At 43.6% G+C, this 21,060-nt stretch carries 20 protein-coding genes; 5 read left to right on the top strand and 15 right to left on the bottom strand.

Features of this window, described 5'->3' with window-relative positions; all coding sequences use genetic code 11:
- Window positions 1-413 precede the first annotated feature (413 nt).
- From RM556_RS07665 to RM556_RS07655, 3 genes are all read right to left on the bottom strand, one after another.
- The gene (locus RM556_RS07665; RefSeq protein ID WP_311361578.1) at window positions 414-1,244 is read right to left on the bottom strand and encodes a flagellin; all 831 of its coding nucleotides are present in this window, start codon (window positions 1,242-1,244) and stop codon (window positions 414-416) included.
- A gap of 386 nt (window positions 1,245-1,630) precedes the next feature.
- Window positions 1,631-2,458, bottom strand: a complete 828-nt coding sequence (locus tag RM556_RS07660; protein ID WP_311374319.1) for a flagellin — start codon at window positions 2,456-2,458, stop codon at window positions 1,631-1,633.
- A gap of 424 nt (window positions 2,459-2,882) precedes the next feature.
- On the bottom strand, window positions 2,883-3,722 hold the full coding sequence (locus RM556_RS07655) for a flagellin (RefSeq protein ID WP_311361576.1): 840 nt from the start codon (window positions 3,720-3,722) through the stop codon (window positions 2,883-2,885).
- Window positions 3,723-3,969: 247 nt separating this feature from the next.
- Between RM556_RS07655 and RM556_RS07650 the strand changes: the two genes are divergently transcribed.
- The 3 genes from RM556_RS07650 (at window position 3,970) to RM556_RS07640 (ending at window position 7,139) form a co-directional block, all read left to right on the top strand.
- Entirely contained in the window at window positions 3,970-5,094 is a 1,125-nt protein-coding gene (locus RM556_RS07650) for a hypothetical protein (protein ID WP_311374318.1), read from the top strand.
- Window positions 5,095-5,236: 142 nt separating this feature from the next.
- The gene (locus RM556_RS07645; RefSeq protein WP_311374317.1) at window positions 5,237-5,890 is read left to right on the top strand and encodes a methylamine utilization protein; all 654 of its coding nucleotides are present in this window, start codon (window positions 5,237-5,239) and stop codon (window positions 5,888-5,890) included.
- A gap of 4 nt (window positions 5,891-5,894) precedes the next feature.
- Complete coding sequence (locus tag RM556_RS07640) at window positions 5,895-7,139, top strand: hypothetical protein (protein WP_311374316.1); 1,245 nt, start codon at window positions 5,895-5,897, stop codon at window positions 7,137-7,139.
- A gap of 21 nt (window positions 7,140-7,160) precedes the next feature.
- Here the strand turns inward: RM556_RS07640 and RM556_RS07635 are convergent, their stop codons facing one another.
- On the bottom strand, window positions 7,161-7,844 hold the full coding sequence (locus RM556_RS07635; protein WP_311374315.1) for a Crp/Fnr family transcriptional regulator: 684 nt from the start codon (window positions 7,842-7,844) through the stop codon (window positions 7,161-7,163).
- Between the two features lie 140 nt (window positions 7,845-7,984).
- Here RM556_RS07635 and RM556_RS07630 point away from each other — a divergent pair, with 140 nt between their 5' ends.
- Entirely contained in the window at window positions 7,985-8,764 is a 780-nt protein-coding gene (locus tag RM556_RS07630; protein WP_311361571.1) for a class II aldolase/adducin family protein, read from the top strand.
- Between the two features lie 50 nt (window positions 8,765-8,814).
- The gene (locus tag RM556_RS07625) at window positions 8,815-9,735 is read left to right on the top strand and encodes an alpha/beta hydrolase (protein WP_311374314.1); all 921 of its coding nucleotides are present in this window, start codon (window positions 8,815-8,817) and stop codon (window positions 9,733-9,735) included.
- Window positions 9,736-9,760: 25 nt separating this feature from the next.
- Here the strand turns inward: RM556_RS07625 and flgL are convergent, their stop codons facing one another.
- From flgL to flgB, 11 genes are all read right to left on the bottom strand, one after another.
- Window positions 9,761-10,990 (bottom strand): flagellar hook-associated protein FlgL, encoded by a 1,230-nt coding sequence (flgL, locus tag RM556_RS07620; RefSeq protein ID WP_311361569.1) that lies wholly within the window; start codon window positions 10,988-10,990, stop codon window positions 9,761-9,763.
- Window positions 10,991-10,995: 5 nt separating this feature from the next.
- Window positions 10,996-13,137: a flagellar hook-associated protein FlgK gene (flgK, locus tag RM556_RS07615; RefSeq protein WP_311374313.1), complete on the bottom strand. Its 2,142-nt coding sequence runs from the start codon at window positions 13,135-13,137 to the stop codon at window positions 10,996-10,998.
- Window positions 13,134-14,087: a flagellar assembly peptidoglycan hydrolase FlgJ gene (flgJ, locus tag RM556_RS07610; protein WP_311374312.1), complete on the bottom strand. Its 954-nt coding sequence runs from the start codon at window positions 14,085-14,087 to the stop codon at window positions 13,134-13,136. The genes flgK and flgJ overlap by 4 nt, the downstream gene beginning before the upstream one ends.
- Window positions 14,087-15,202 (bottom strand): flagellar basal body P-ring protein FlgI, encoded by a 1,116-nt coding sequence (locus tag RM556_RS07605; RefSeq protein WP_409220066.1) that lies wholly within the window; start codon window positions 15,200-15,202, stop codon window positions 14,087-14,089. Before RM556_RS07605 ends, flgJ begins: the two co-directional genes overlap by 1 nt.
- Window positions 15,203-15,208: 6 nt before the next feature.
- The gene (flgH, locus tag RM556_RS07600; protein WP_311374311.1) at window positions 15,209-15,916 is read right to left on the bottom strand and encodes a flagellar basal body L-ring protein FlgH; all 708 of its coding nucleotides are present in this window, start codon (window positions 15,914-15,916) and stop codon (window positions 15,209-15,211) included.
- A 10-nt stretch (window positions 15,917-15,926) separates the two neighbouring features.
- The gene (gene flgG, locus RM556_RS07595; protein ID WP_195732029.1) at window positions 15,927-16,715 is read right to left on the bottom strand and encodes a flagellar basal-body rod protein FlgG; all 789 of its coding nucleotides are present in this window, start codon (window positions 16,713-16,715) and stop codon (window positions 15,927-15,929) included.
- 38 nt (window positions 16,716-16,753) lie between these two features.
- Window positions 16,754-17,497, bottom strand: a complete 744-nt coding sequence (gene flgF / locus RM556_RS07590) for a flagellar basal-body rod protein FlgF (protein ID WP_311361744.1) — start codon at window positions 17,495-17,497, stop codon at window positions 16,754-16,756.
- 574 nt (window positions 17,498-18,071) lie between these two features.
- Window positions 18,072-19,457, bottom strand: a complete 1,386-nt coding sequence (flgE, locus tag RM556_RS07585) for a flagellar hook protein FlgE (protein WP_311361565.1) — start codon at window positions 19,455-19,457, stop codon at window positions 18,072-18,074.
- A 15-nt stretch (window positions 19,458-19,472) separates the two neighbouring features.
- Window positions 19,473-20,165 (bottom strand): flagellar hook assembly protein FlgD, encoded by a 693-nt coding sequence (gene flgD, locus RM556_RS07580; protein ID WP_311361564.1) that lies wholly within the window; start codon window positions 20,163-20,165, stop codon window positions 19,473-19,475.
- 32 nt (window positions 20,166-20,197) lie between these two features.
- Window positions 20,198-20,620: a flagellar basal body rod protein FlgC gene (gene flgC / locus RM556_RS07575; protein ID WP_311361563.1), complete on the bottom strand. Its 423-nt coding sequence runs from the start codon at window positions 20,618-20,620 to the stop codon at window positions 20,198-20,200.
- On the bottom strand, window positions 20,620-21,021 hold the full coding sequence (flgB, locus tag RM556_RS07570) for a flagellar basal body rod protein FlgB (RefSeq protein WP_311374310.1): 402 nt from the start codon (window positions 21,019-21,021) through the stop codon (window positions 20,620-20,622). The genes flgC and flgB overlap by 1 nt, the downstream gene beginning before the upstream one ends.
- Window positions 21,022-21,060: the final 39 nt, after the last annotated feature.

Here is a 21,060-nt window from a genome sequence, read left to right as displayed (position 1 = left end):
TATACTCTCAGTCCTGTCGGTCGACATTTTACCTCTGTTGATGCGCTTAAGATTATCGTATTGACTCGCCTTACGGCTGCCATCCTTGGCAATAGAGAGCCTCTCAACGCTTTCCAATTTATTATACAAGCTAATCACTAAAACCTTTTCTATGAGTGATTACTTGATACTTTTTCTATCTATTCCACTGTCTATCATGCGTCATTGTTTATTCGGTGCCTGGCTTCATTATGACGGATCTAACATCTAAACTTTGCCGCCATGGTGAATAGTTGCCGCTACAATCACACCAAGTATTATTACTTCCAGCTTTTAACGCTTAGCTCAACAGACTTAAGTACAAACCAGCCTTAACAACAAGCTTTACCAATAATAAACAACATAATAACTCTAACATTGGAATTACCTTTTTATTAACCCTGCAGTAAGCTCAATGCAGCTTGAGGACGCTGATTTGCTTGCCCCAAAATAGTTGTACTAGCCTGCTGTATAATCTGCGAGCGAGTTAGCTCGGCTGTTTCCTTTGCAAAGTCAGTGTCTCTGATACGAGATCTTGCTGACGAAACATTTTCTGAAATATTAGCTAAGTTTCTGATTGTAGACTGAAAACGGTTCTGTATTGCTCCCAAGTCCGCACGCTTGTCATCGACAATTTCAATTGCTCTATCGATTTGTGCTAATGCTGCCGATGCTTGTCCAGGGGTAGCAACACTTAATGAAGCACTACCGAATAAACCTAAAGTACCAAAACCATTCACTCTTGAAATATTCACGTTTATAGTTTGGCCAGCGTTCGCTCCAACTAAAAATGCAGAAGAAAAGCTACCAGAAAGTACGTTAACACCGGCGAACTGTGTCGTCGTTGCCACTCGGCTCATTTCAAACTTAAGTGCTGATACTTCTTTTTGAAGCGCTAATCGGTCAGACGGATCGTTGATACCGTTCTGTGATTGAATCGCTAGAACGCGAATTCGCTGCAAGGCATTAGTCGTTTCTTGCAATGCGCCCTCTACTGTTTGAGCAAGAGAAATACCATCATTGGCATTACGGACGGCTTGGTCTAAACCTTGTATTTGCGAGGTCATGCGGTCTGAAATTTGTAGGCCTGCCGCGTCATCTTTCGCGCTATTGATTCGGAAGCCCGAAGACAAACGCTCAAAAGATGTATTTAAACTTGATGAAGTGTTGATTAACTGCCTTTGGGCATTAATAGCTGACACATTAGTATTGACGAATAAACTCATGATAATCTCCTAACGATTTTCGATAATTATTAAAATAAAACAACAGCGCTTTTTATTATTATTTTTTGCGCAAAATTAATTTTTGGCACACTTAGTGCTTTAATCTAGTCAAGTCATGGACTGACTTATTGTCATCTAGCAGTCACTCGCCGGATGAAGCAATTGCTGTAACAGAGCGAAAGCTCTTGCTGACAGACAGGTATGGTGGTCCAGACCTCTATACCTCTCACTACCTCCTGGCATCGTTCCTGTCAGTCAGCAGTTCCCCAATTCATCCTGGGGCGGCATATCAGTGTTTTTCACCCACACTCATCCCTCACGAGTGTGATATAACTTCCTAAAAATTATTTTCATTTTGTTGACAGCCTAGCGCTATCCGCTTTTCGCTACTGCAATAACTGCAGGGCTTGCTGCGGCCGCTGATTTGCCTGCCCTAACACGGTAACACTGGCTTGTTGCGTTATCTGCCACCGCGTCAATTCAGCCGTTTCTTCCGCAAAATCTGTGTCTCGAACACGAGACCTAGCTTGCGAGGCGTTCTCAACCACATTTGCCAAATTGCGTACGCTAGATTGAAAGCGATTTTGCAATGCTCCTAAATCGGCACGCTTTGCATCTATAATCGAAATTGCACTATCCATAAAACCAAGTGTTGCAGAGGCTTGCGCCGCATCACTGACCGACACTTCATTGCTGCCAAACAGCCCTTGTGTGCCGAATCCACCAGGTCGAGACAAATTGATGGCAATGTATTGCCCTGAATTCGCGCCGATTAAAAATATGGACGAAAAGTTGCCGTTTAAAATGTCTACGCCAGCAAATTGAGTCGTCGATGAAATTCTATCGATTTCCGATTTCAGTGCAGACACTTCTTTTTGTAATGACACTCTATCGTTGGAGGAATTAATCCCATTTTGAGATTGGATCGCTAGTACTCGAATACGTTGTAATGCGTTGGTAATCTCTTGCATTGCACCTTCAGCGGTTTGAGCAAGTGAAATACCGTCGTTAGCATTGCGTACAGCTTGGGTCAATCCGTTCACTTGAGTTGAGATGCGGTCACTAATTTGCAAACCTGCAGCATCATCTTTTGAACTGTTGATCCGAAAACCAGAAGATAAGCGTTCAAATGCGGTATCTAGTCGCGTTGACGCAGTAAAAATCTGGCGCTGTGCTTCTAACGAAGACACATTCGTATTGACGAATAAACTCACGATTTTTCTCCTAACGATTTTTAATGAACATCGGCGAACCTCTTTGGGTGCTACTCGTCATTCATCGTATTTTTCAGCGTCGACTATTGCTTTTATTATGTGTCTATTGTGTTGGCGAACGCTCTTTGGCATTTGTCTCAACATCGCTGTACAGAGTATTTATTGTTTTTATCTCCGTGCTTGAAATACTTATCGTGCAGATACGCAAAAACCTTTAGTGATTAAACTAAATAAATTGAAATTATTTTTGAAGGGAAAAACCAAATCTTATTAAGCCATTGTATTTATTAGCTAAATAAGCGGCCAGGCAATGCCTGGCCATTCGCTCTGGTGTGTCGAGAGTGAGCGGACTCTCTGCTGTTTGGATGGTGACGCTAGATACTACCTCCTGGCTTCATTCCCCAAACAGTAGGGTCAGTTAGGCTTAACCAAGAAGCTGAAGAGCGGCCTGAGGACGCTGATTAGCCTGTGATAGTATGGTTGTGCTTGCCTGCTGAATAATCTGGTTACGAGTCAACTCTGCTGTCTCTGACGCGAAATCTGTATCACGGATCTGCGCTCTCGCTCCAGATACGTTTTCAGAGATGTTAGTCAGGTTACGAATTGTTGATTGGAAACGGTTAGTTAATGCACCGAGGTCAGCTCTTACGCCACCCACAGCTGAGATTGCATTATCAATTGCAACAAGGGCTGCAGAAGCACCCGCGAAAGTTGCAACAGAAAGGTCGCCAATGTTCAAACCAGTCGCTGAGAAACCATCAATACCCTGTAGATTAGGACCTGAAAGGTTTACAGAGATAGTTTGTCCGCTGTTTGCGCCTACTAAGAATGCTGCTGAGAAGTTATTAGTTAACAAATCAACTTTGTTAAACTGAGTATCAGTCGCGATTCTAGAAATTTCAGTTTTAAGTGCTGATACTTCTTTTTGAAGGGCAAGACGGTCAGCAGAAGAGTTAATACCATTCTGTGATTGAACTGCTAGTTGACGAATTCTTTGTAATGAGTTTGTAGTCTCAGACAGCGCACCTTCTGCAGTTTGCGTTAATGAAATAGCATCATTAGCGTTACGTACAGCTTGGTTTAAGCCATTGATTTGGGTTGTCATGCGGTCCGATATTTGCAAACCTGCAGCATCATCAGATGCACGGTTAATACGGAAGCCCGAAGATAAGCGTTCGAATGAAGTATTCAAACTGCTAGATGAATTCATTAATTGACGTTGAGCGTTCAACGCCGATTGGTTTGTATTTACGAACAAGGACATAAGTCTCTCCTACACTCTCAGTCCAGCGGCATGCTGGTCGCCGGACGTGACTCCGGTGGTTTAATAACAACTTGTAGAACAATAACTATACTAGTGATAAGTTAATGTACTGGCTCTCTCGTAAATGTTTATCGACAAGCGACAAATTCCCTTTAACTAAATATTGCTTTTTTTTGCTATTAGCGGCAAAAAATTGCCGCCCTATTCATCAAAAGCATAGAAAAACTGATATAAAACAATGAGTAAAATGAAGAAATTTAATTTAATTTCCCTAAAAAAAATTTTTAACGCCGATACTCATGATGCGTTTACTGATTTGCAGTGCGTAAACAACACGCTTTTGCTTTGTTTTAGGCGTGGAAGTGATCATCACAGCAAAGAGGGTATGATCGTTTTACAAAAGCGAACACTGTCGGGCAAACTCCTTGATGAGTATGTGTTTTCGCTCGCTAATACAGACTTACGAGACCCTCGAATTCACGTGGTTAATGGAAAGCTTCGTTACGTGAGTGCTTATGCGAAGAGGTATTTACACAGCACTGTTTGTGCGAATACCGAAAAGAACGAAATACAGCAACAAGAGTCTGTTCACCATATCAGTGAAAATGTCTTTTGGGAGTGCCTCGTTGACGCAGGTAATTATCACTCGATAGACCAGGCACAAGACATGGTAGTTGGTCAAAATTGGAAATATAAAGGGCGTTTTGCTGAGCCCTACCATTGGTGTTGGCGAACAAGGTGGTATAAAAATATAGCTTACAGCCTTGCCTACAAACGCAGCGAAAACAGCCTGTTTCTCTATCAAGGTGAAGGTTTGGAAGTTTTCAAACACCTCACACCTCCAGTGCTCTCATTGGAAGAGCATGGATTGGCTTATCCCAATGAGAGCGATTTAATTTTTTTACCCAACAATAAGGTGCTTGCGATTACGCGCAGAGATGCTGATAGCTTTACGACTCAACTTGGCATGAGTGACATTAACGAAGAAGGCACGATAGCGAAGTGGGAATGGCAAGCACTATCCGTTTATCTTGCTAGCCCCTGCTTGTACCTATTAGATCAAAATCGAGTTTTAGTTGCTGCTCGCTATGAGCATTCTGTATTAACGCCGTTGACCGAAGCTCACAAGAGTTTGTTGCAGTATTTTGGGAGCGACGTTGAAAGAGATGCGTATGTTGAGGGTAGTTTAAAAACGGGTTTATTCATATTGAATATAAACACCCAGCAACTCGACTTTACATTACCTTTGCCAAGTGCAGGAGACAACGGATATCCCGGAATCACTTCGGCAGAAAATAAGTTGTTTATCACTTATTACTCCAGTGCAGATCAGTGCAGAACTCAGGTATATTTGTGTGAAGTCGATATCTAAATGATACAAATGAATTATAATTCTCAAAATCATCGATTTGTTGAATAGATTTGTACTTTTTCCTAGGTCTATCTAACTCGGTGTATTAAGGTCTTCCGATATTTGAACCTTGACCTCTGATTTTACAGGACGCGCGAAATACATGTTCAACAAAAAAACGACTTATCTTATTTTACTGTTACTCAGTTCCTTATGCTTCGACAGCAATGCTTTAGAAGTGACCGTCATTGATCATCAAGGAAAGCCCGTCAGAAATGTCGTGGTAGAGTGGCACCTGAATGAATCCGCAAAACAAAAACGTCCTAGCAATTTAAGCACCCCAACGGCAATCATGGATCAAATTGAGGAACAGTTTAGCCCTCATATATTAACTGTCGAAAAGGGCACTTCTGTTAGCTTTCCCAATTCAGATAATATAAAGCATCATGTGTATTCGTTTTCCGAAGCCAAGTCATTTGAGCAGGGCCTATATGCAGGTAAACAGGCACCACCGATTGTTTTTGAAAACGCCGGAGTGGTTGACCTTGGCTGCAATATTCACGACTGGATGCTGGGCTATATTTATGTTGCTGATACTCCGTTCTTCAGCAAAACAAATGAAAACGGTATCGCGCAACTTCAAAACACACTCGAAAACAAACACGTGAAAAGTGTCACTATTTGGCACCCTCGCATGCAGGAAAATGAGATACGTATTGAACAGAAATTCACAGGCGATAAAATGCGTTTTGAGCTATCCAAACCAATACGTGAGGATGCCGAGGGTTATGAGGATCTTAGTATTGATGGTTACTAACTGAGTGTCTATCAATCTCCCCAAAAGAGTCATCAGCGCTTTTTTGCTGTTTTTTTTGGCATCAAGCCCTTCCATCGTGACCGCAGAGGTTCATCACCAAGTTTCAGGATTGATACAAACTGGCATTGTCTACAGTAATTCTCAAAGCAGTTTTCTCAATAGTGGCACTGGTATCACTCGTTACGATACTAGTGGACTAAAATGGAACCAAGGTGTCGTACAAATTGAGTCTGACTTCAGCGCAGGTTTTACAAGCACCGTGATATTAAATTCCTACTCCGACGGTGATCAAAAACTAGGCCCATCACAGGCATTTGTAAAATATCAGCCAATTCGCCGCTCAGACCTGAAATACCGAATTCGACTGGGTATGTTTTATCCTGAGTTGTCAGTTGAAAACACCGATATTGCTTGGCTATCACCTGATACTTACACACAATCTGCTATCAACTCTTGGTTCGGAGAGGAGTTACGGATTTTTGGCATTGAAGCATCGCTATTTAAAAGTGGTCGAAGACAATCAAGTCCATGGAGTTGGGATGCCAAACTCGGCGCTTATAAGGGAAATGATCCGCTGGGTAGTGTGATTGCTTGGCGAGGTTTTGCCACTCATGACCGCCAAAGTTTATTTGATGAAAGGCTTGAGTTTGCACCCTATCCGTCCGTTATAAGTGCAGAGGTAATCAATCATCCAGCATGGGTTGAAGCATTCAGCGAATTAGATTCCAGAGTGGGTGCATACCTTGGTGTTCACATTAGCTACCTTCGCCAAACACAGTTCAAATACTACTATTACGATAACTTTGCCGACCCTAATGTCGTCAACAGCTTGCGCCTATACGCGTGGAGAACCAAATTTCACTCCCTAGCTCTACAACATCAGCTCAATAAATCAATGAGCATAAAAGCCCAATTGCTCGGCGGTAGTACTTTGATGGGCGACAACTTTGTGCATGTTAATTATTTAGCAGGCTTTGCTCAAGTTACGAAAAAAATTGGGCAGAATACGAAGGTCACTGGTCGTTTAGATATTTTCGATGTAGACGAACGAGATGATATCCCCGAAGACAACAATAATAGCCATGGTTACGCATTTACCTTCACCGCCAAACAGCAGCTCTCTGATTCATTCACCGCTGGCCTTGAGTTTCATTTCAACAAAAACCGCGCAGCCAATAGAGCTCAACTAAATATCCGCCAAGGTCAAATCGAACGACATGCTCTCTTGATTGGCGAATTTCGATTTTAAATGAACACAAAATACCTGCTTTTATAAATCACTTTGCAAACGCAATGCTTCTAAATTCAATAGCTTTATCTTACCGTACTTCACTTCAATCAGTTTTTCGCGCTGCAAGGCTTGTAATAATTTATTGATTGTTTGTCTCGATGTATTCAGTAAACGAGCTAAGGACTCTTGCGAAACCTGTATTTCATCCTGCTGACTAGCTGCGTTCCACCCATTAGAAAGCATCACTAAACGCTTCATTAATTGACTTCTTAAAGACAAGCCACTGGTTTCGTCTAAGATCGCAAATACCGTTCGAATGCGCTCACATAACTGTTTCATAAAGTGAGGGTAAAGCTCAGGATGTGCAAGCAACAAACGATGAAAAGATTGGCTTGGGATCATGAGTAACTGAGAATCCGACTCAGCAAATGAGTCATGTGTTCGAGGCAAGCCATCAAACATAGAGATTTCACCAAACCATGTTCCGGCAGTAAGCCAGGTGAGCACCATCTCTTTACCTTCACGATTCACGTTGCTGATTTTAATTTTGCCCTCAAGCACACAATACATGCCATCAGCCTCTGCATCTTTAGCTAGCAGTTGTTCCCCTCTTGCAATGTGTTTTAATTTACACAGATCAAGAAGTTGCTTGATGGTGGAGGCTGGCAACATCGCAAACCATGGGTTCTTCATCAGTAAAGGTTTGTATTGCTCATAATTCATGGGCAGACCTTGTCTCATTTACGTGTTTCTTAATAACCATAAGAAAAACACCGAATTGTCAAATTGGCGACAGTGTAGCGTGTATAACTACGCTAATCTAGCGTTAACCTATTATTAACATTATGCCCAACGGAGTGACTATGCCACCACTTGATTTATCAGCTGGAATCCCCTCAGTAAAAGACAAAGTAAGCGAAGCTGAATGGCAGACGCGTGTTGATCTCGCTGCTGCTTATCGAATTGTTGCCCACTATGGCTGGGATGATTTAGTCTTTACACATATTTCAGCTCGCGTTCCAGGACCTGAACATCACTTTTTGATCAATCCATACGGAATGATGTTCGACGAAGTCACTGCGTCAAGTTTGGTCAAAGTCGATATCCATGGTAATAAAGTGATGGAAAGTGATTTCGATATTAATCCCGCTGGTTTTATTATTCATAGCGCGGTGCACGAGAATCGAGAAGATGCACAGTGCGTCATGCACTTGCATACAACGGAAGGCATTGCTGTATCAACTTTAAAAGACGGCTTACAAGCTTACAGTCAACAATCTCTTTTTGCTTTATCGTCCCTGTCCTATCACGAATATGAGGGCGTTGCGCTAAATCCTGAGGAAAAAGCACGCCTAGTCGCAGACTTAGGCAATACCAATTTTATGATTTTACGAAATCATGGTTTGTTAACGTGCGGGCAAAGTATTGCCGATGCATTTACCTTTATGTTTTTATTACAACGGTCTTGTGAAATTCAACTTCAGGCGCAGGCGACTGGGCAAGAAATGATAAAAATTCCAGACCCAATTTTGGCAGGTATTCAAAAGCAAGCAGCAGAAGTAACCCGTTCGGCCGGAGGCTCATTAGCTTGGCCTGGCATACTAAGAAAGCTTAATCGTGTTAACCCTGGCTACGATGAATAAGATTTTGCCTATAGTAACCAGCAAGATAACTAAATAATTAAGGGAACAAAATGCCTACTAGCAGTATTGAAGAATATCGGGAACAAGCGCAATTTATCCGAGTAGATAATCACAATATTGCTTGTTGGCAATCTATACCGACAGCCTTAGACGAAAACCAACACAAAGAAACAATTGTGTTCATTCATGGCTTTCCTAGTGCATCTTGGGATTGGCACCACCTATGGCTAAAGCTTGCTGATCGTTATCACCTACTCGCATTCGATATGTTGGGTTTTGGTCTGTCTGATAAGCCACTTCCTCATCAATATAGCTTACAAGAACAAGCTAATATCGCATTCTCTGTGCTGGCACACCATCAAGTAAGTGACTGCCATATTTTAGCCCACGATTATGGTAATTCTGTGGCCCAAGAGATCTTAACGCGAGCGTTTGAAAGACAAGAAGATCCTAACTTTCGCCCAAGTATTCATAGCATGTGCTTTCTCAATGGTGGTTTATTTGCGGAGAGCCATCGGCCTCTTTTCATGCAAAAACTATTGAAAAGCTCGCTAGGTCCTTTGATCTGTCGCTTCATGTCTAAAGATAGTTTAATGAAAAGCTTTTTAAAAATTTTTGGGGATAAAACACCCCCATCAAATTATGAAATAGAAGTGTTGTGGGAATTACTAGAATATAAAAAAGGAACGCAAGTATTGCACGACTTATTGTCCTATATCGACGAACGCAGTCAGCATCGCACACGATGGGTGCAAGCAATGCAGCAAACGCGAGTTCCTTTGCATTTTATTAACGGTGTTCAGGATCCGATTTCTGGACTGCACATGCTTGAGCAATATCAAGAGTTGATGCCAAATCCACAAACTACCGCATTAGATGTTGGTCACTATCCGCAATTGGAAGCACCGAACCTCGTCTTAGATGCGTTTACCGCTTTCATTGAACAACACCAGTATAGTAAGGCCTGCTGATCTTTGCTGTATGAGTTTTGCTAAGTTAATTTATATAGTTGAATAAACTTAAGTTGCTCACTCTTGGGAAAGACTGGAACGCTGCCTCCAAGGCGGTTTCTTGTTTAGCAAACTCAGTTGACGCTTTCGCGTAGTCAACATCTTCTATGCTCGAACGTGCCGACGCCAAGGCTATTTCGCTATCTAAATTGGATTCTTTGATCGCTTGTGCAATGTTTAACCTGGCCCCTATAGAAGAGCTTTCTAGGGACATTTTTTCAAGGCCATTATCCAAGCCTACTAGCGTATTATCAATGGCATTCACAAAGTCTGTTTCAGAGATATCGTCAGAAGTCAGTGCAATAAACATATCGTTCAAGGTTTCTGCTAAGTTCTTTTTCTCTGGACGATTTAAGCTAATCTCCATAGAGTCACCAGCGCCGCCGTCAAAATTAATTTCAAGTCCTTCGAAACGTATCGTCTCCCCGGATACAAAACTCTGTGTTGATATAATATCGCCCGTGCCAATATTCGTTACATTAACCTGATCGCCAGCGGCCGATACTTCAATACGATACTGGTTATTTAGAGGATTAACGGGATCGAAGTTCGCTTTATGAAACTTATCAAACGTTCCTTGTTCGTCTACTCTGGCTGTTTCAACGTTCACACCACTTGTTGCAGTAATATCGAAATTCAAACGAGCAAACACTTCCTGAAAAATACTCTTGCCTGAGGAGGTGCTTTGGATCTTCACACTGTCAGAGATTTGAATCTGATTCTCACCATCATCACCTTTGAATGATACTTTGTTGCCGCTTGCGCTTGGATTGAATTCAAACGCTTGCGAAGACGACTGGTACCCAGCAAAAATATATTCACCACTGGCATTTCGGGTATTCATTAAATCCAAGACTTGATTGCGAATTTGTTCAATCTCTGCGCCAATAGCCTTCCTGTCTTCTGATGCCAAAATACCGTTCCCTGACTGCACAGTAAGCACTCTTGCTCGATTCACGACATCATTGATGCTTCGTAAAGCAGTTTCCTGTAATTCCAGCGCATTCGTTGTGAGGTCATTATTGCGATTATATTGCGTAATTTTGTCTAACTCTTCGGTTAAACGAATGACTTGTGCAGCACCCACGGGATCATCACTTGGACGCAACAACTTTTTGCCGCTAGCAAGTTGTTGTTGAATATCCACAAGGTTGCCTTGGTTCGCATCAATATTTCGCAAGTTTTGATTATAAATAAGGTTTGTTGTTACGCGCATAATTACTACCTAGCTGCTGCTAAAATGGTGTCAAAAAGATCTTGAGCGGTGCTTAAGATTCTCGCGGCGGCTGCATATGATTGTTGAAACTGGATCAAATTTGCCGCCTCTTCATCAAGGCTCACGCCCGACGTCGATTCAAACCAATCTGAAGATTGTGTTTGCAACACTTTCGCTGCTTCTAATTCGATCTGTCCGTTGGCAGTTTTGGCACCAATACTACCAACGATGTTTGCGTAAGCTTCATTGAATGTGGCTTTATTTCCATTACTTCCAACGCTTTGACGAACAGTGTCGGCTTGTTGTAAACCCGCAAGCGATACGGCATTTCGGTTGTCAGCAAAGCCATCAGTGTTAAAACCAATATCAAAACTATCACCCGCTTTTGGGCGGCCTTGAAGACTAAAGTCATAACCCGGATAGTCTTCTAAACCGGCAAAATCAGCAGGCCATGTGCCGCTGTCTTTGGCTTGTTGTAATAGGTTGTTAAGGTCACTAGCGCCAGTAACGGTTGCAATCACATTCGGTGGCACAGCGTTGTCTAATACTTCAAAATCGCTTTCTGATGTAAAGCGCACAACAGCTGGAGCGCCAACGCTTGCGCCATTATCTGCCGCACTTTGTATGCCTCCCGTGCCATTGAAACCAGAAGCTAAAGTATTGGTCAGGGAATTATCAACCAAAGAATTTGTGATATTGACTTGTAAAATTGTAGCATCGCCCAAGTTTGCTTGGTTTGTATCGACTCTCAGTGGCTTGGCGAATGCTAAGTCTTCTCCTCTCGTTGTCTGCAGGGATAAGTCATTCGCAGCGGTTCGTAATGGTTGAAATAAGAATTGATCACCTACGCCATATCCTGCTCCGCTGGAGAACTCAATTTCGATGCCGCCCATAATGGCATTGTAGGTACCCGACTCGGCGGTAACCGTCAACGTTTGTGTGATTGGGTTCCCATCTGAGTCCGTTTGTTCAGTGCCATCAGTATTCAAAGCATTCACTTGCACATCAAAAGTAGGAGGTGATCCTGCAGGGCTAGTCAATACTTCAATACGATAGTCCGTCTTGGTGATATCACCACCTGCGCCAGGTGTGAAACGTCCTTGGATACCTAAACTTAAATCAGAGTTATCAGGATAGTTAATACCTCGGAACTCTGGCAAAGCAAAAATATCACCACCCAATTGACCATCTAAGTCCATACCTTGGCGGTTAGTGCTGTTAAAAGTATCTGCTAAGGCAATTGATAGCTTGCCCAAATCACGTTGAGCAGGCTCTAAGACCTGCTCTCTATAACGAAACAAACCTCCTAAAGCGCCACCCATTTTTTGCTCTTCAACATTCAAAGTCGTATTGCGCTTTGGCGCTTCAAACCCAGTAGAGAGTTGCAATTGAGCGCTAGTAAAATCAGGTTCACCATCAAGGGCGAGTACATTAAAAGTACCATCTGCCAGCACCAATGACTCACCTGAACTGAGGTTAACCACAATGCCCAAATCACTATTTGGACTTGTGCGTGTCTCTATAGACATGTATTCCGCTAACTTGCGGATAGCCAAGTCACGCTCGTTCATCAAAGTAGATGGTGTATCAACGTTGCTACTATTACCCACAACTTGAATTGCTTCGTTGAGTTGCCCAATTTGTTTGATTAGCGCATTGGCGTTATTGACGCTGTCCTCAATTTGTTGCTCAACCTCTCGCTCTTTCACTGTCATAAAGTCGCCAAGCGTATTGATGCGATTAACTAAGCCTTGAGCTTCGCCCAATACAGAATCACGAGAGGTAATATTAGTCGCATCGTCAGCCGCAGTTTGCACTGATGCAAAGAAACGCGTTAACGCGCTTGAAATTGAATTGGCTTCGCTAGCCAACACGTTGTCGAGACCTTCAGCGCGGTCAAAGAAAGCTTGTGATTCACCTACACTAGTAATATCCCTGCGCAATTGGTTAGCCGCAAATTGATTTAAAACACGATCAGTGAATCCTCTATCAACGCCACCGGTGAGTTCTGACTTAAATTCAGTGCGCTCGCGGACATAGCCTTCGGTATTGATATTGGCGATATTGTTACTGGTCGTGTTAAGCAAGCGGTTGCTCGCGTTAACACCGGTTTTGGCTATTGAGAATAAATCGGCCGTTTTGATCATGGTAGTAATTCACCCAAGATATTACCGTTAAAGACCGACATGACTTTTTCAGCATACTGAGGATCAGTGGCATAACCCGCCTCTTGCAATGCTTTAAAATAATCTTGTGGTGTTTCGGTTTGTTGTACTGCTTTTTCGTATCGAGGATTCGACTTAATAAAGTCGACATAGTCGCGCATTGAATCATCGAAAGAACCATAACTACGGAATGACGCCTGTTGCTTTTCAGGCATGTTGTTAACAAACTCTAAGGTGTCTACATTTGCTTTTTCACCTTCCCAACGACGGTCAGCTTTAATACCAAACAAGTTGTGGCTATTCTCACCACCCATTTTGTGAATGAGACTCTTACCCCAACCTGTTTCTAAGGCAGCTTGCGCGATCATTGCTTTAGGATCTAAGTTCAACTCTTTTGCGGCTTCAACCGCATGAGGGTAAAGCGCTTTAACGAACTCTTCAGGAGACGCAAAGGCTGATTGTTTGAATGCAGCAGGTGATACGTTTTCATTGTTTACGCCAAGCACTCTGTCTTGCGCATTCTGTACTGCGGCAACATTGTGCTTATTCAGTATGGATAGATCGCCATCGGACCGCACAGCACCTGCGGGCATCACGCCCTCACCGGGGCTCATTTGTTGAATAATGATATCGGCCAGACCGATACTCCCGTTCGCAGACAGATCGGTTGCTAATTGCTTGTCATGCATTTCACGATAAAACTTTACTTGTTCGGAACTAAATGGGCTGTCTTTATCTGCTAGCGCATCTTGTGCCTTTCGCATTGACTTCAACATCATTTGAACAAATATCGCTTCAAACTGTTTTGCCGCCTCCTCAAGCGCACCGGAGTCGCCCGATTGAGCAGCTTCACGCAACTTATTCACACTACCCATATCGTGGTAGTTTCGTGACATTTCCAGTTGTGATTTAGTGCCAGCGCTTAAGTCCATTAGATAATTACCAATTCACCTTGGAGCGCGCCCGCTTGACGCAGGGCTTCAAGGATTGCCATCAGATCGCCAGGTGCAGCACCGATTTCATTCACGGCACGAACCAATTCATCAAGGCTCACACCAGGGTCAAACAAGAACATACGACTGTCATCCAATTGCACATCAACAATGGATTGCGGCGTAATGACGGTATTACCATTCGCTAGCGCGTTTGGTTGATCAACTTGGGCATTTTCTGAAATCGTGACCGTTAAGCCACCATGCGTGATGGCTGCAGGCAATAGTTTTACATCTTCACCTATGACAATAGTGCCGGTACGACTGTTAATTACCACCCTCGCAGGTGCCGCTGCTGGCTGGAATTCAAAATTTTCAATGGTAGCCAAAAAGCTGACTCGTTGAGCTTGATCACGCGGCGCTGACACCCTCACAGAAGCAGCATCCATTGGCATTGCAATGGCAGTACCTTTGCTCGGATCGCCACCTAAACGCATGTTAATCACATCAGCAAGGGCTTGTGCCGTGCTGAAATCGGGCGTATTCAAGTTCAAAGTAAGATAATCATTCTGCATCAAACCAGAAGGAACCGCTCTTTCCACCACAGCTCCGTTGGCGATACGTCCTACGGTTGGCGTATTCGATACAATCCGAGAACCATCGTTGCCCTCTGCGCCAAAACCACTGACAACTAAGCTACCTTGTGCAACCGCATAAATTTCACCATCCAAACCACGTAGAAAGGTTTGCAACAAAGTTCCGCCATTCAGGCTAGATGCCTCGCCGACCGAAGATACCGTAACATCAATATTTTGACCCGGTTTAGAAAACGCAGGAAGCGTTGCATGGACTGCTACCGCAGCCACATTTTTGATTTTTGGTTTTACGCTACTATCCAATGAAATACCAAAATTGGATAGCATGGTGCGAAAACTCTGTTCGGTAAATGGACTGGTTTCGCCAGTACCCGGCAAACCGACAACTAAGCCATAACCCACTAATTGGTTGGATCGCACGCCCTGCACGCTGGCGAGATCTTTAATTCGTTGTGCTTGCGCTTGAAACGGCGAAAGCAAGAGACTTAGCATGAGTGCTACAGTGATAAACTTCATCATAATTTCCTAAAGTGGCCACCAAGTTGAAGAGAAAAATTTCGTCAACCAACCTTTTTCCTGCGCTTGCGCAAAGGATCCTTTGCCGCTGTACTGAATGCGAGCATTGGCTATTTTGGTTGATTCGATTTCATTGGTAGGCGAAATATCGGCGGCGCGAATAACCCCGGTAAGACGAATATATTCGTCCCCGTTATTAAGGGTTAGCCACTTCTCACCACGAATAATCAGGTTTTGATTTGGGAGCACTTCCACAACAGTGACGGAGATATTGCCAGACAAGCTATTGCTCTGATTCGCTTGTGCGTCACCAGTAAATTCATTCGAGGAGTCTAATCCCAGCTGCAAGGATTCTTTACCTATATTGATGGCATTCCCACCAAGACCAATAATAGGTTGCACATCGACTGTTGACTCTTTGCTTGAGGTTGTCCCTGCGGATTTAGTGGCATTTGTGTTTTCACTCAATTGAACAGTGATAATGTCACCCACGCGACGAGCTTTAACATCAGAGTACAAGCTGTTTGCCATTCCCTTCATGAACAAGCTACCATCTTCAACAATTTCGTCGCGTGTCAAACTCGGCACGGCTGGCGCGTAATAAGGATCATTCGCGGTAACCGGTTGTACTTCGGTAGACTGACAAGCGCTCAAGGCAATCACAACTGTGATAAGCACTGCGATGAGTTTGAGCGAACGTAAAGATAATAGAGTCATGAATTTATTCCTAAAGCTGCTGAATAACTTGGCCAAGCATTTGATCGACAGAAGAAATCACTTTAGAGTTCATCTCGTACAAACGTTGGCTTTCAATGAGATTCACTAGTTCTTCCGTCACATTCACGTTTGATGTTTCCAAGGTTCCTTGGGCTAATGTTCCCAGCCCTTCAAGACCTGGAACACCTTGAATTGGCGCCCCTGAAACAGCAGTTTCAACGTAAAGGTTTTGACCAATTGGTTGTAAACCAACAGGGTTGATGAAATCGGCTAGGTTCAGCTGACCTAAGACTTGAGGCTCAGCCTGACCACGCAATTGCGCAGACACTTCACCGTCTTGCGAAATTGTCACTTGCTGCGCATCTGGCGGCAAAGTCACGACAGGCTGCAGCACGAAACCCGCACCAGGTGTCACGATATTACCTTGGTCATTCAGCGTGAACTGACCATTTCGGGTATACGCTAAGGTGCCATCAGGTTGCTGAATCTCGAAGAAACCACGACCTTGTATAGAGATATCTAAAGCATTGTCAGTGGTTAATAGATTGCCTTGAGTATGCGATTTTTGGGTCGCAACGACCTTAGAACCTGCGCCAAGCATCAAGCCTGAGGGAAGTTCGGTATCCGCCGACGAACGACCACCCGGTTGATTAATGTTCTGATAGAGCAAGTCTTCGAATACCGCACGGTCCTTCTTGAAACCTACGGTGCTGGCATTTGCCAAGTTATTCGATACAACTGATACATCAGTTTGTGCTGCATCTAGTCCTGTTTTACTTATCCATAATGCTGGGTGCATAACAACCTCCGCGAAAAAACAATTCGCTTTTTAAAAAATTAAATAATTCTGAGTAAGGTATTCGAGCTAGTAACCATTTGGTCAGCTTTCTTCATTAGCTTTACTTGCATCTCATAGTGACGCTGTAAGCTAATCATGCTGACCATCTCTTCAACCGCATTGACATTTGAACCTTCGAGCATGCCCGAACCAACACCAACGTTTATATCCTGAGGGGCAATACCACCTTCTTTCAAATCAAATAAACCATCGTTTCGGCGCTTCATGGTATCCAATGCAGGGTTAACCATTTTTAAGCGGCCTATTTCGTCAATTTGATCCGGTGGTGCTCCTTGCAAACGGCCAGAAATGCGGCCATCGCCTGAAATAGTGAGATTAGTTATGGGTACAGGTAAAAATAGCGGACCATTTTCGCCCAATACCAAATTACCTTTTGAGTCTTGTAAAGCACCATCCACCGTCATCGTTAATGAGCCACTACGAGTATAGGCCTCTTCGCCCTGTGGTGTTTGCACGCTCAGCCAGCCTGAGCCTTGAACTGCCACATCAAGTGGACGCCCAGTGGTAATTAAAGGGCCACTTTCGTAATCATTGCTAGGACTTTCAGTCATGCTAAATACGCGAGTAGGCAAACCTTCGCCGTAAGCAGGCATCGCTCTCGCTTGCTCTAGCTGGGCTTTAAAACCCGTGGTCTGCGCATTTGCCAAATTGTTGGCACGTACTGAAGTCGCAAGAAGGTCTTGTTTCGCGCCACTTGCAGCGATATACAGCATTTTATCCATAGCATTCGACTCTTTTTTGACGTAACTAAAATTGAATACTGAGATGTTTGCAAAGACAATGCCAAACACGCGCGCTCGCCTTCAGGCGAACGTTAACTCGTAGCTCAAGCTCGCTGATAATCCGCAGTTCAAGCACACTAACAGCCTTCAGCCTTTGCTCGAATAAAAGTCGCTGCGAGCCCATCCTTGGGACGCTTGACAATCGGCGTCCTGCCGATTGACACTTTTATTCGAGCAAAGACTTACGGCTTTTTGTTAGCGTGCTTGAGCTGCAGGTGAGCGCTTCACCTATAAAGTGCGGTACCTAAATCAACAAAAAGCGGATGAATCTTAGGGACTTGAAAGTGTCACTCGACATGGATGTCGAGTGCCAAGCGACCCATGGATGGGCTTGAAGCGTCTTTCAAGGCCCTAAGGTTTTTCCGCTGTTGGTTTAGCTACCGCACTCTTTACAAAATGTCGCACGCGGCTTTTATTCGGGCAACGGCTGACGGCTGTTAGTGTGCTTAGGCTACGGTTTATTTGGAGGCACAAAAAAAAGCGGCAATTGCCGCTTTTTTTAATTTATTCGGTATTATCGAATATTCAGAATTGTCTGGTTCAACTGGTTGTTTACTTCAAGTGCTCTTGAGTTTGCTTGGAAGTTCCGTTGAGCAATAATCATATCGATTAGCTCAGTGGTTAAGTTCACGTTAGCTTGCTCAAGTGCTGACGAATTAATGTCACCGTAAGTACCTGTTGTAGCCTCGCCAGCTAGAGCCTCACCAGAAAGAATACTTTCTTTCCATTGCGTACCCGATTGTTGTGTTAAGCCTTGTTCGTTAGAGAAGCGCACAAGTGCAACTCTTACGATAGGTTCAGAAGTACCATTAGAGAACGTTGCTCTCACTAGACCATCTGCACCAATATCAATACCGGTTAATCGCCCTACTGGCAAACCATCTTGTTCAAGTGAGGTTACTTCAAATGCAGACGCAAACTGTGTTGGCTCATTTGGTGTCGCACTGTTTCTATCCAAGTTAAAATCGATAGTGATTTGTTGGTTTGGATCGGAACCGTTACTAAGTATCGTTGGACCTAGCGCTTCTGTTCTGAATTTAGAATCTGGCTGTGGCAGGCCGTCGGCAGATTGGATACCGATGAAATCACCGCCCTCACTAAATTGTATTTTAGCAGTCGTTACTGCATTGCCGGTATTACCACCGATTGTGTTGACCGCAGTAGCAGGATCTGAATCTGAACCATCCGAGTTTACGGCATCAATCAGCTGATCATCGACTGCTGTTGCCACATACCATTCGTTTACTACACCTGGATCATTGTCCTTAATAAAGTAATAAGTCATAACATGACTGTCACCCAATGAGTCATATACAGTAACTGAGGTTGCTGCATTATAAGTTAAGGGATCTGTTGGGTCGAAATCTGCAGCCACCTTAGCTTGGTCGCCTGCTGGCAAGTTAAAGCGAACGTCAACTTCTGTTGTTTGTTGTGGCGAACCTGACGAATCTGGAATTCTCACTGGTACCGTCGTACTCAAAGCAACTGACGCTGATGTTCCATCAGTGTTTACCGGGAAACCTAACAAGTTGTCGCCTTGTGAGTTAACGACAAAGTTATTGGAATCTAATTTAAATTGGCCAGCTCGAGTGAATGAGAAGTCACGAGAAGTAATTTCTGGCACTGTTGCGAAGAAGCCGTTACCGGTTATTGCCAAATCCAAAGAGTTATTGGTAAAGGTTAAACTACCTTGTGAAAATTGTTGGGCTACTTCTTGTGTAAGCGCACCATCACCTACTTTTGTTTTACCTGACGCCAAGAGTGATGCTGCATAAACATCTCCGAATTCAGCGCGTGATTCTTTAAAACCAACCGTGTTTACGTTTGCAATGTTGTTGGCTGTCGTATCTAAGTCTTTTTGTGAAGCTGAGACTCCGCTTAGTGCGATATTGAATGACATGGGAAAAAACTCCTATTAACTACCGATTTGGATAACGTCATCAAGCTTGATGCTAACGTCACCATCTAAATTAAGAATGACACCTTGGCTTGAAGCGGCCAAGCTCACACTATCTACGTGTCGATTGATTGCAGTGGCAAGTGATGTCGGCTCACCGAAAACATCGCCTTGTACTTGAACGGCATAATCACCAGGCGGCAATGGATTGCCGTTTTGATCTGTACCATCCCAATTAAATTCAATGTTACCAGCAGCAAGGGTACCGACGTCCATCGTTCTAACGACTTCGCCTTGGGCATTTTGAATGGCTATTTTGGTATTCTGAGAGGTTTGTTCATTAATGATAACCCCAGTAATTCCTTCACCTTGGTTGGCAACATGGCCAATATTACCGGTAACAAGTACGTCTTGACCTATCAAGCTGGAAGCTTGAAGAGCTTGGTTGGATGTCATTGAAGAAGAGAATGATTCAAACTTTTCATTCAACTGTGAAATACCATCTGCTGTTGTAAATGACGTCATCTGGGCAACCAATTGGTCATTGTCGACCGGTTTAGTGGGATCCTGGTTGGCTAATTGTTCGGTTAGCAGAGCAAAGAAATCTTCTTGCTTTAGGTTCTGCTCTGAGCCATCCGACACTTTGACTGGCTCAGGTTGCCAATACAAATCGTTATTTAAGCCCGTTGTATTGCGTTCTAATGTATTCATAAAATTTCCTCGCTAAAACGTTTAGCTTAAACTTACTGGCCTTGACCTAATTGCAATACACGTCGGAAAATTCTTTTCGTGGTATCTGCGATTTGAACATTTGTTTCATAGCCTTTTGAGGCTGACATCATATCTGCCATTTCTTCAACAATATTGACGTTGGGACGATAGATATAACCATTCTCATCCGCCATAGGGTTATTTGGTGCATACTCCACATTCAGCGGCTTTGTGCTTTCAACCACCCCTAACACTTTGACACCTGCGCCTTTTGTCATGTCGTTAGATGCTTGATCCAATGCTGCGGCAAAGACCGGATGACGAGCTTTATATGTATCTTCGTAACTGCTGCTGACCGAGTTAGCGTTAGCAATGTTACTTGCCGTGGTATTCAAGCGGACACTTTCTGCCCCCATACCCGTACTCGCAATTTTCATAATATTAAATAAACTCATTAACCTTGACCTCCGCCACCTAGCGCTTTTTTCATGCCTTTAATCTTTCCGTTCAGGAGCATAATACCGGCCTGATAGCGCATACCATTGTCGAGAAAGTTATTACGTTCAACTTGCGCGTCGACAGTATTGCCATCACCAGTATCAGGTTGGTCCGGAACTCTGAATTCAATTTCCGCTTGCATTTGCGAGCGGCCAGATAAATGTTTGTCGTGGGTTTTTACAAGGCTACCTTGGTCATATTGCGCACTTTTCATCGCCTTATTAAAGTCGATATCTCGTGCTTTATAACCCGGTGTGTTAGCGTTTGCGAGGTTGCCAGAAATGACTTCCATACGATCACTTCGTATCGAAAGCACTTTTTGATGGAAGCCTACAAGTCTGTCTAAACTAATCGCCATAATAATTACTCACACATTCTTTCATGCCAGTGTTCAGCA

The sequence above is a fragment of the Alteromonas sp. W364 genome, from assembly GCF_031846205.1.
Taxonomy (GTDB): Bacteria; Pseudomonadota; Gammaproteobacteria; order Enterobacterales; family Alteromonadaceae; genus Glaciecola; species Glaciecola blandensis.
The sequence above is the reverse complement of the archived record's forward strand: the minus strand, read 5'-3'. Positions and strand labels throughout refer to the sequence as shown.

Coding starts and splice junctions, on each gene's coding strand:
- flgC (WP_311361563.1), bottom strand. CDS start 20,620: ATGAGTTTATTTAATATTATGAAAATTGCGAGTACGGGTATGGGGGCA.
- flgD (WP_311361564.1), bottom strand. CDS start 20,165: ATGAATACATTAGAACGCAATACAACGGGCTTAAATAACGATTTGTAT.
- RM556_RS07605 (WP_409220066.1), bottom strand. CDS start 15,202: ATGATGAAGTTTATCACTGTAGCACTCATGCTAAGTCTCTTGCTTTCG.
- flgG (WP_195732029.1), bottom strand. CDS start 16,715: ATGCACCCAGCATTATGGATAAGTAAAACAGGACTAGATGCAGCACAA.
- RM556_RS07630 (WP_311361571.1), top strand. CDS start 7,985: ATGCCACCACTTGATTTATCAGCTGGAATCCCCTCAGTAAAAGACAAA.
- flgE (WP_311361565.1), bottom strand. CDS start 19,457: ATGTCATTCAATATCGCACTAAGCGGAGTCTCAGCTTCACAAAAAGAC.
- RM556_RS07655 (WP_311361576.1), bottom strand. CDS start 3,722: ATGTCCTTGTTCGTAAATACAAACCAATCGGCGTTGAACGCTCAACGT.
- flgL (WP_311361569.1), bottom strand. CDS start 10,990: ATGCGCGTAACAACAAACCTTATTTATAATCAAAACTTGCGAAATATT.
- RM556_RS07625 (WP_311374314.1), top strand. CDS start 8,815: ATGCCTACTAGCAGTATTGAAGAATATCGGGAACAAGCGCAATTTATC.
- flgB (WP_311374310.1), bottom strand. CDS start 21,021: ATGGCGATTAGTTTAGACAGACTTGTAGGCTTCCATCAAAAAGTGCTT.
- flgF (WP_311361744.1), bottom strand. CDS start 17,497: ATGGATAAAATGCTGTATATCGCTGCAAGTGGCGCGAAACAAGACCTT.
- RM556_RS07665 (WP_311361578.1), bottom strand. CDS start 1,244: ATGAGTTTATTCGTCAATACTAATGTGTCAGCTATTAATGCCCAAAGG.
- flgJ (WP_311374312.1), bottom strand. CDS start 14,087: ATGGACTTAAGCGCTGGCACTAAATCACAACTGGAAATGTCACGAAAC.
- flgK (WP_311374313.1), bottom strand. CDS start 13,137: ATGATCAAAACGGCCGATTTATTCTCAATAGCCAAAACCGGTGTTAAC.
- RM556_RS07650 (WP_311374318.1), top strand. CDS start 3,970: ATGAAGAAATTTAATTTAATTTCCCTAAAAAAAATTTTTAACGCCGAT.
- flgH (WP_311374311.1), bottom strand. CDS start 15,916: ATGACTCTATTATCTTTACGTTCGCTCAAACTCATCGCAGTGCTTATC.
- RM556_RS07635 (WP_311374315.1), bottom strand. CDS start 7,844: ATGAATTATGAGCAATACAAACCTTTACTGATGAAGAACCCATGGTTT.
- RM556_RS07645 (WP_311374317.1), top strand. CDS start 5,237: ATGTTCAACAAAAAAACGACTTATCTTATTTTACTGTTACTCAGTTCC.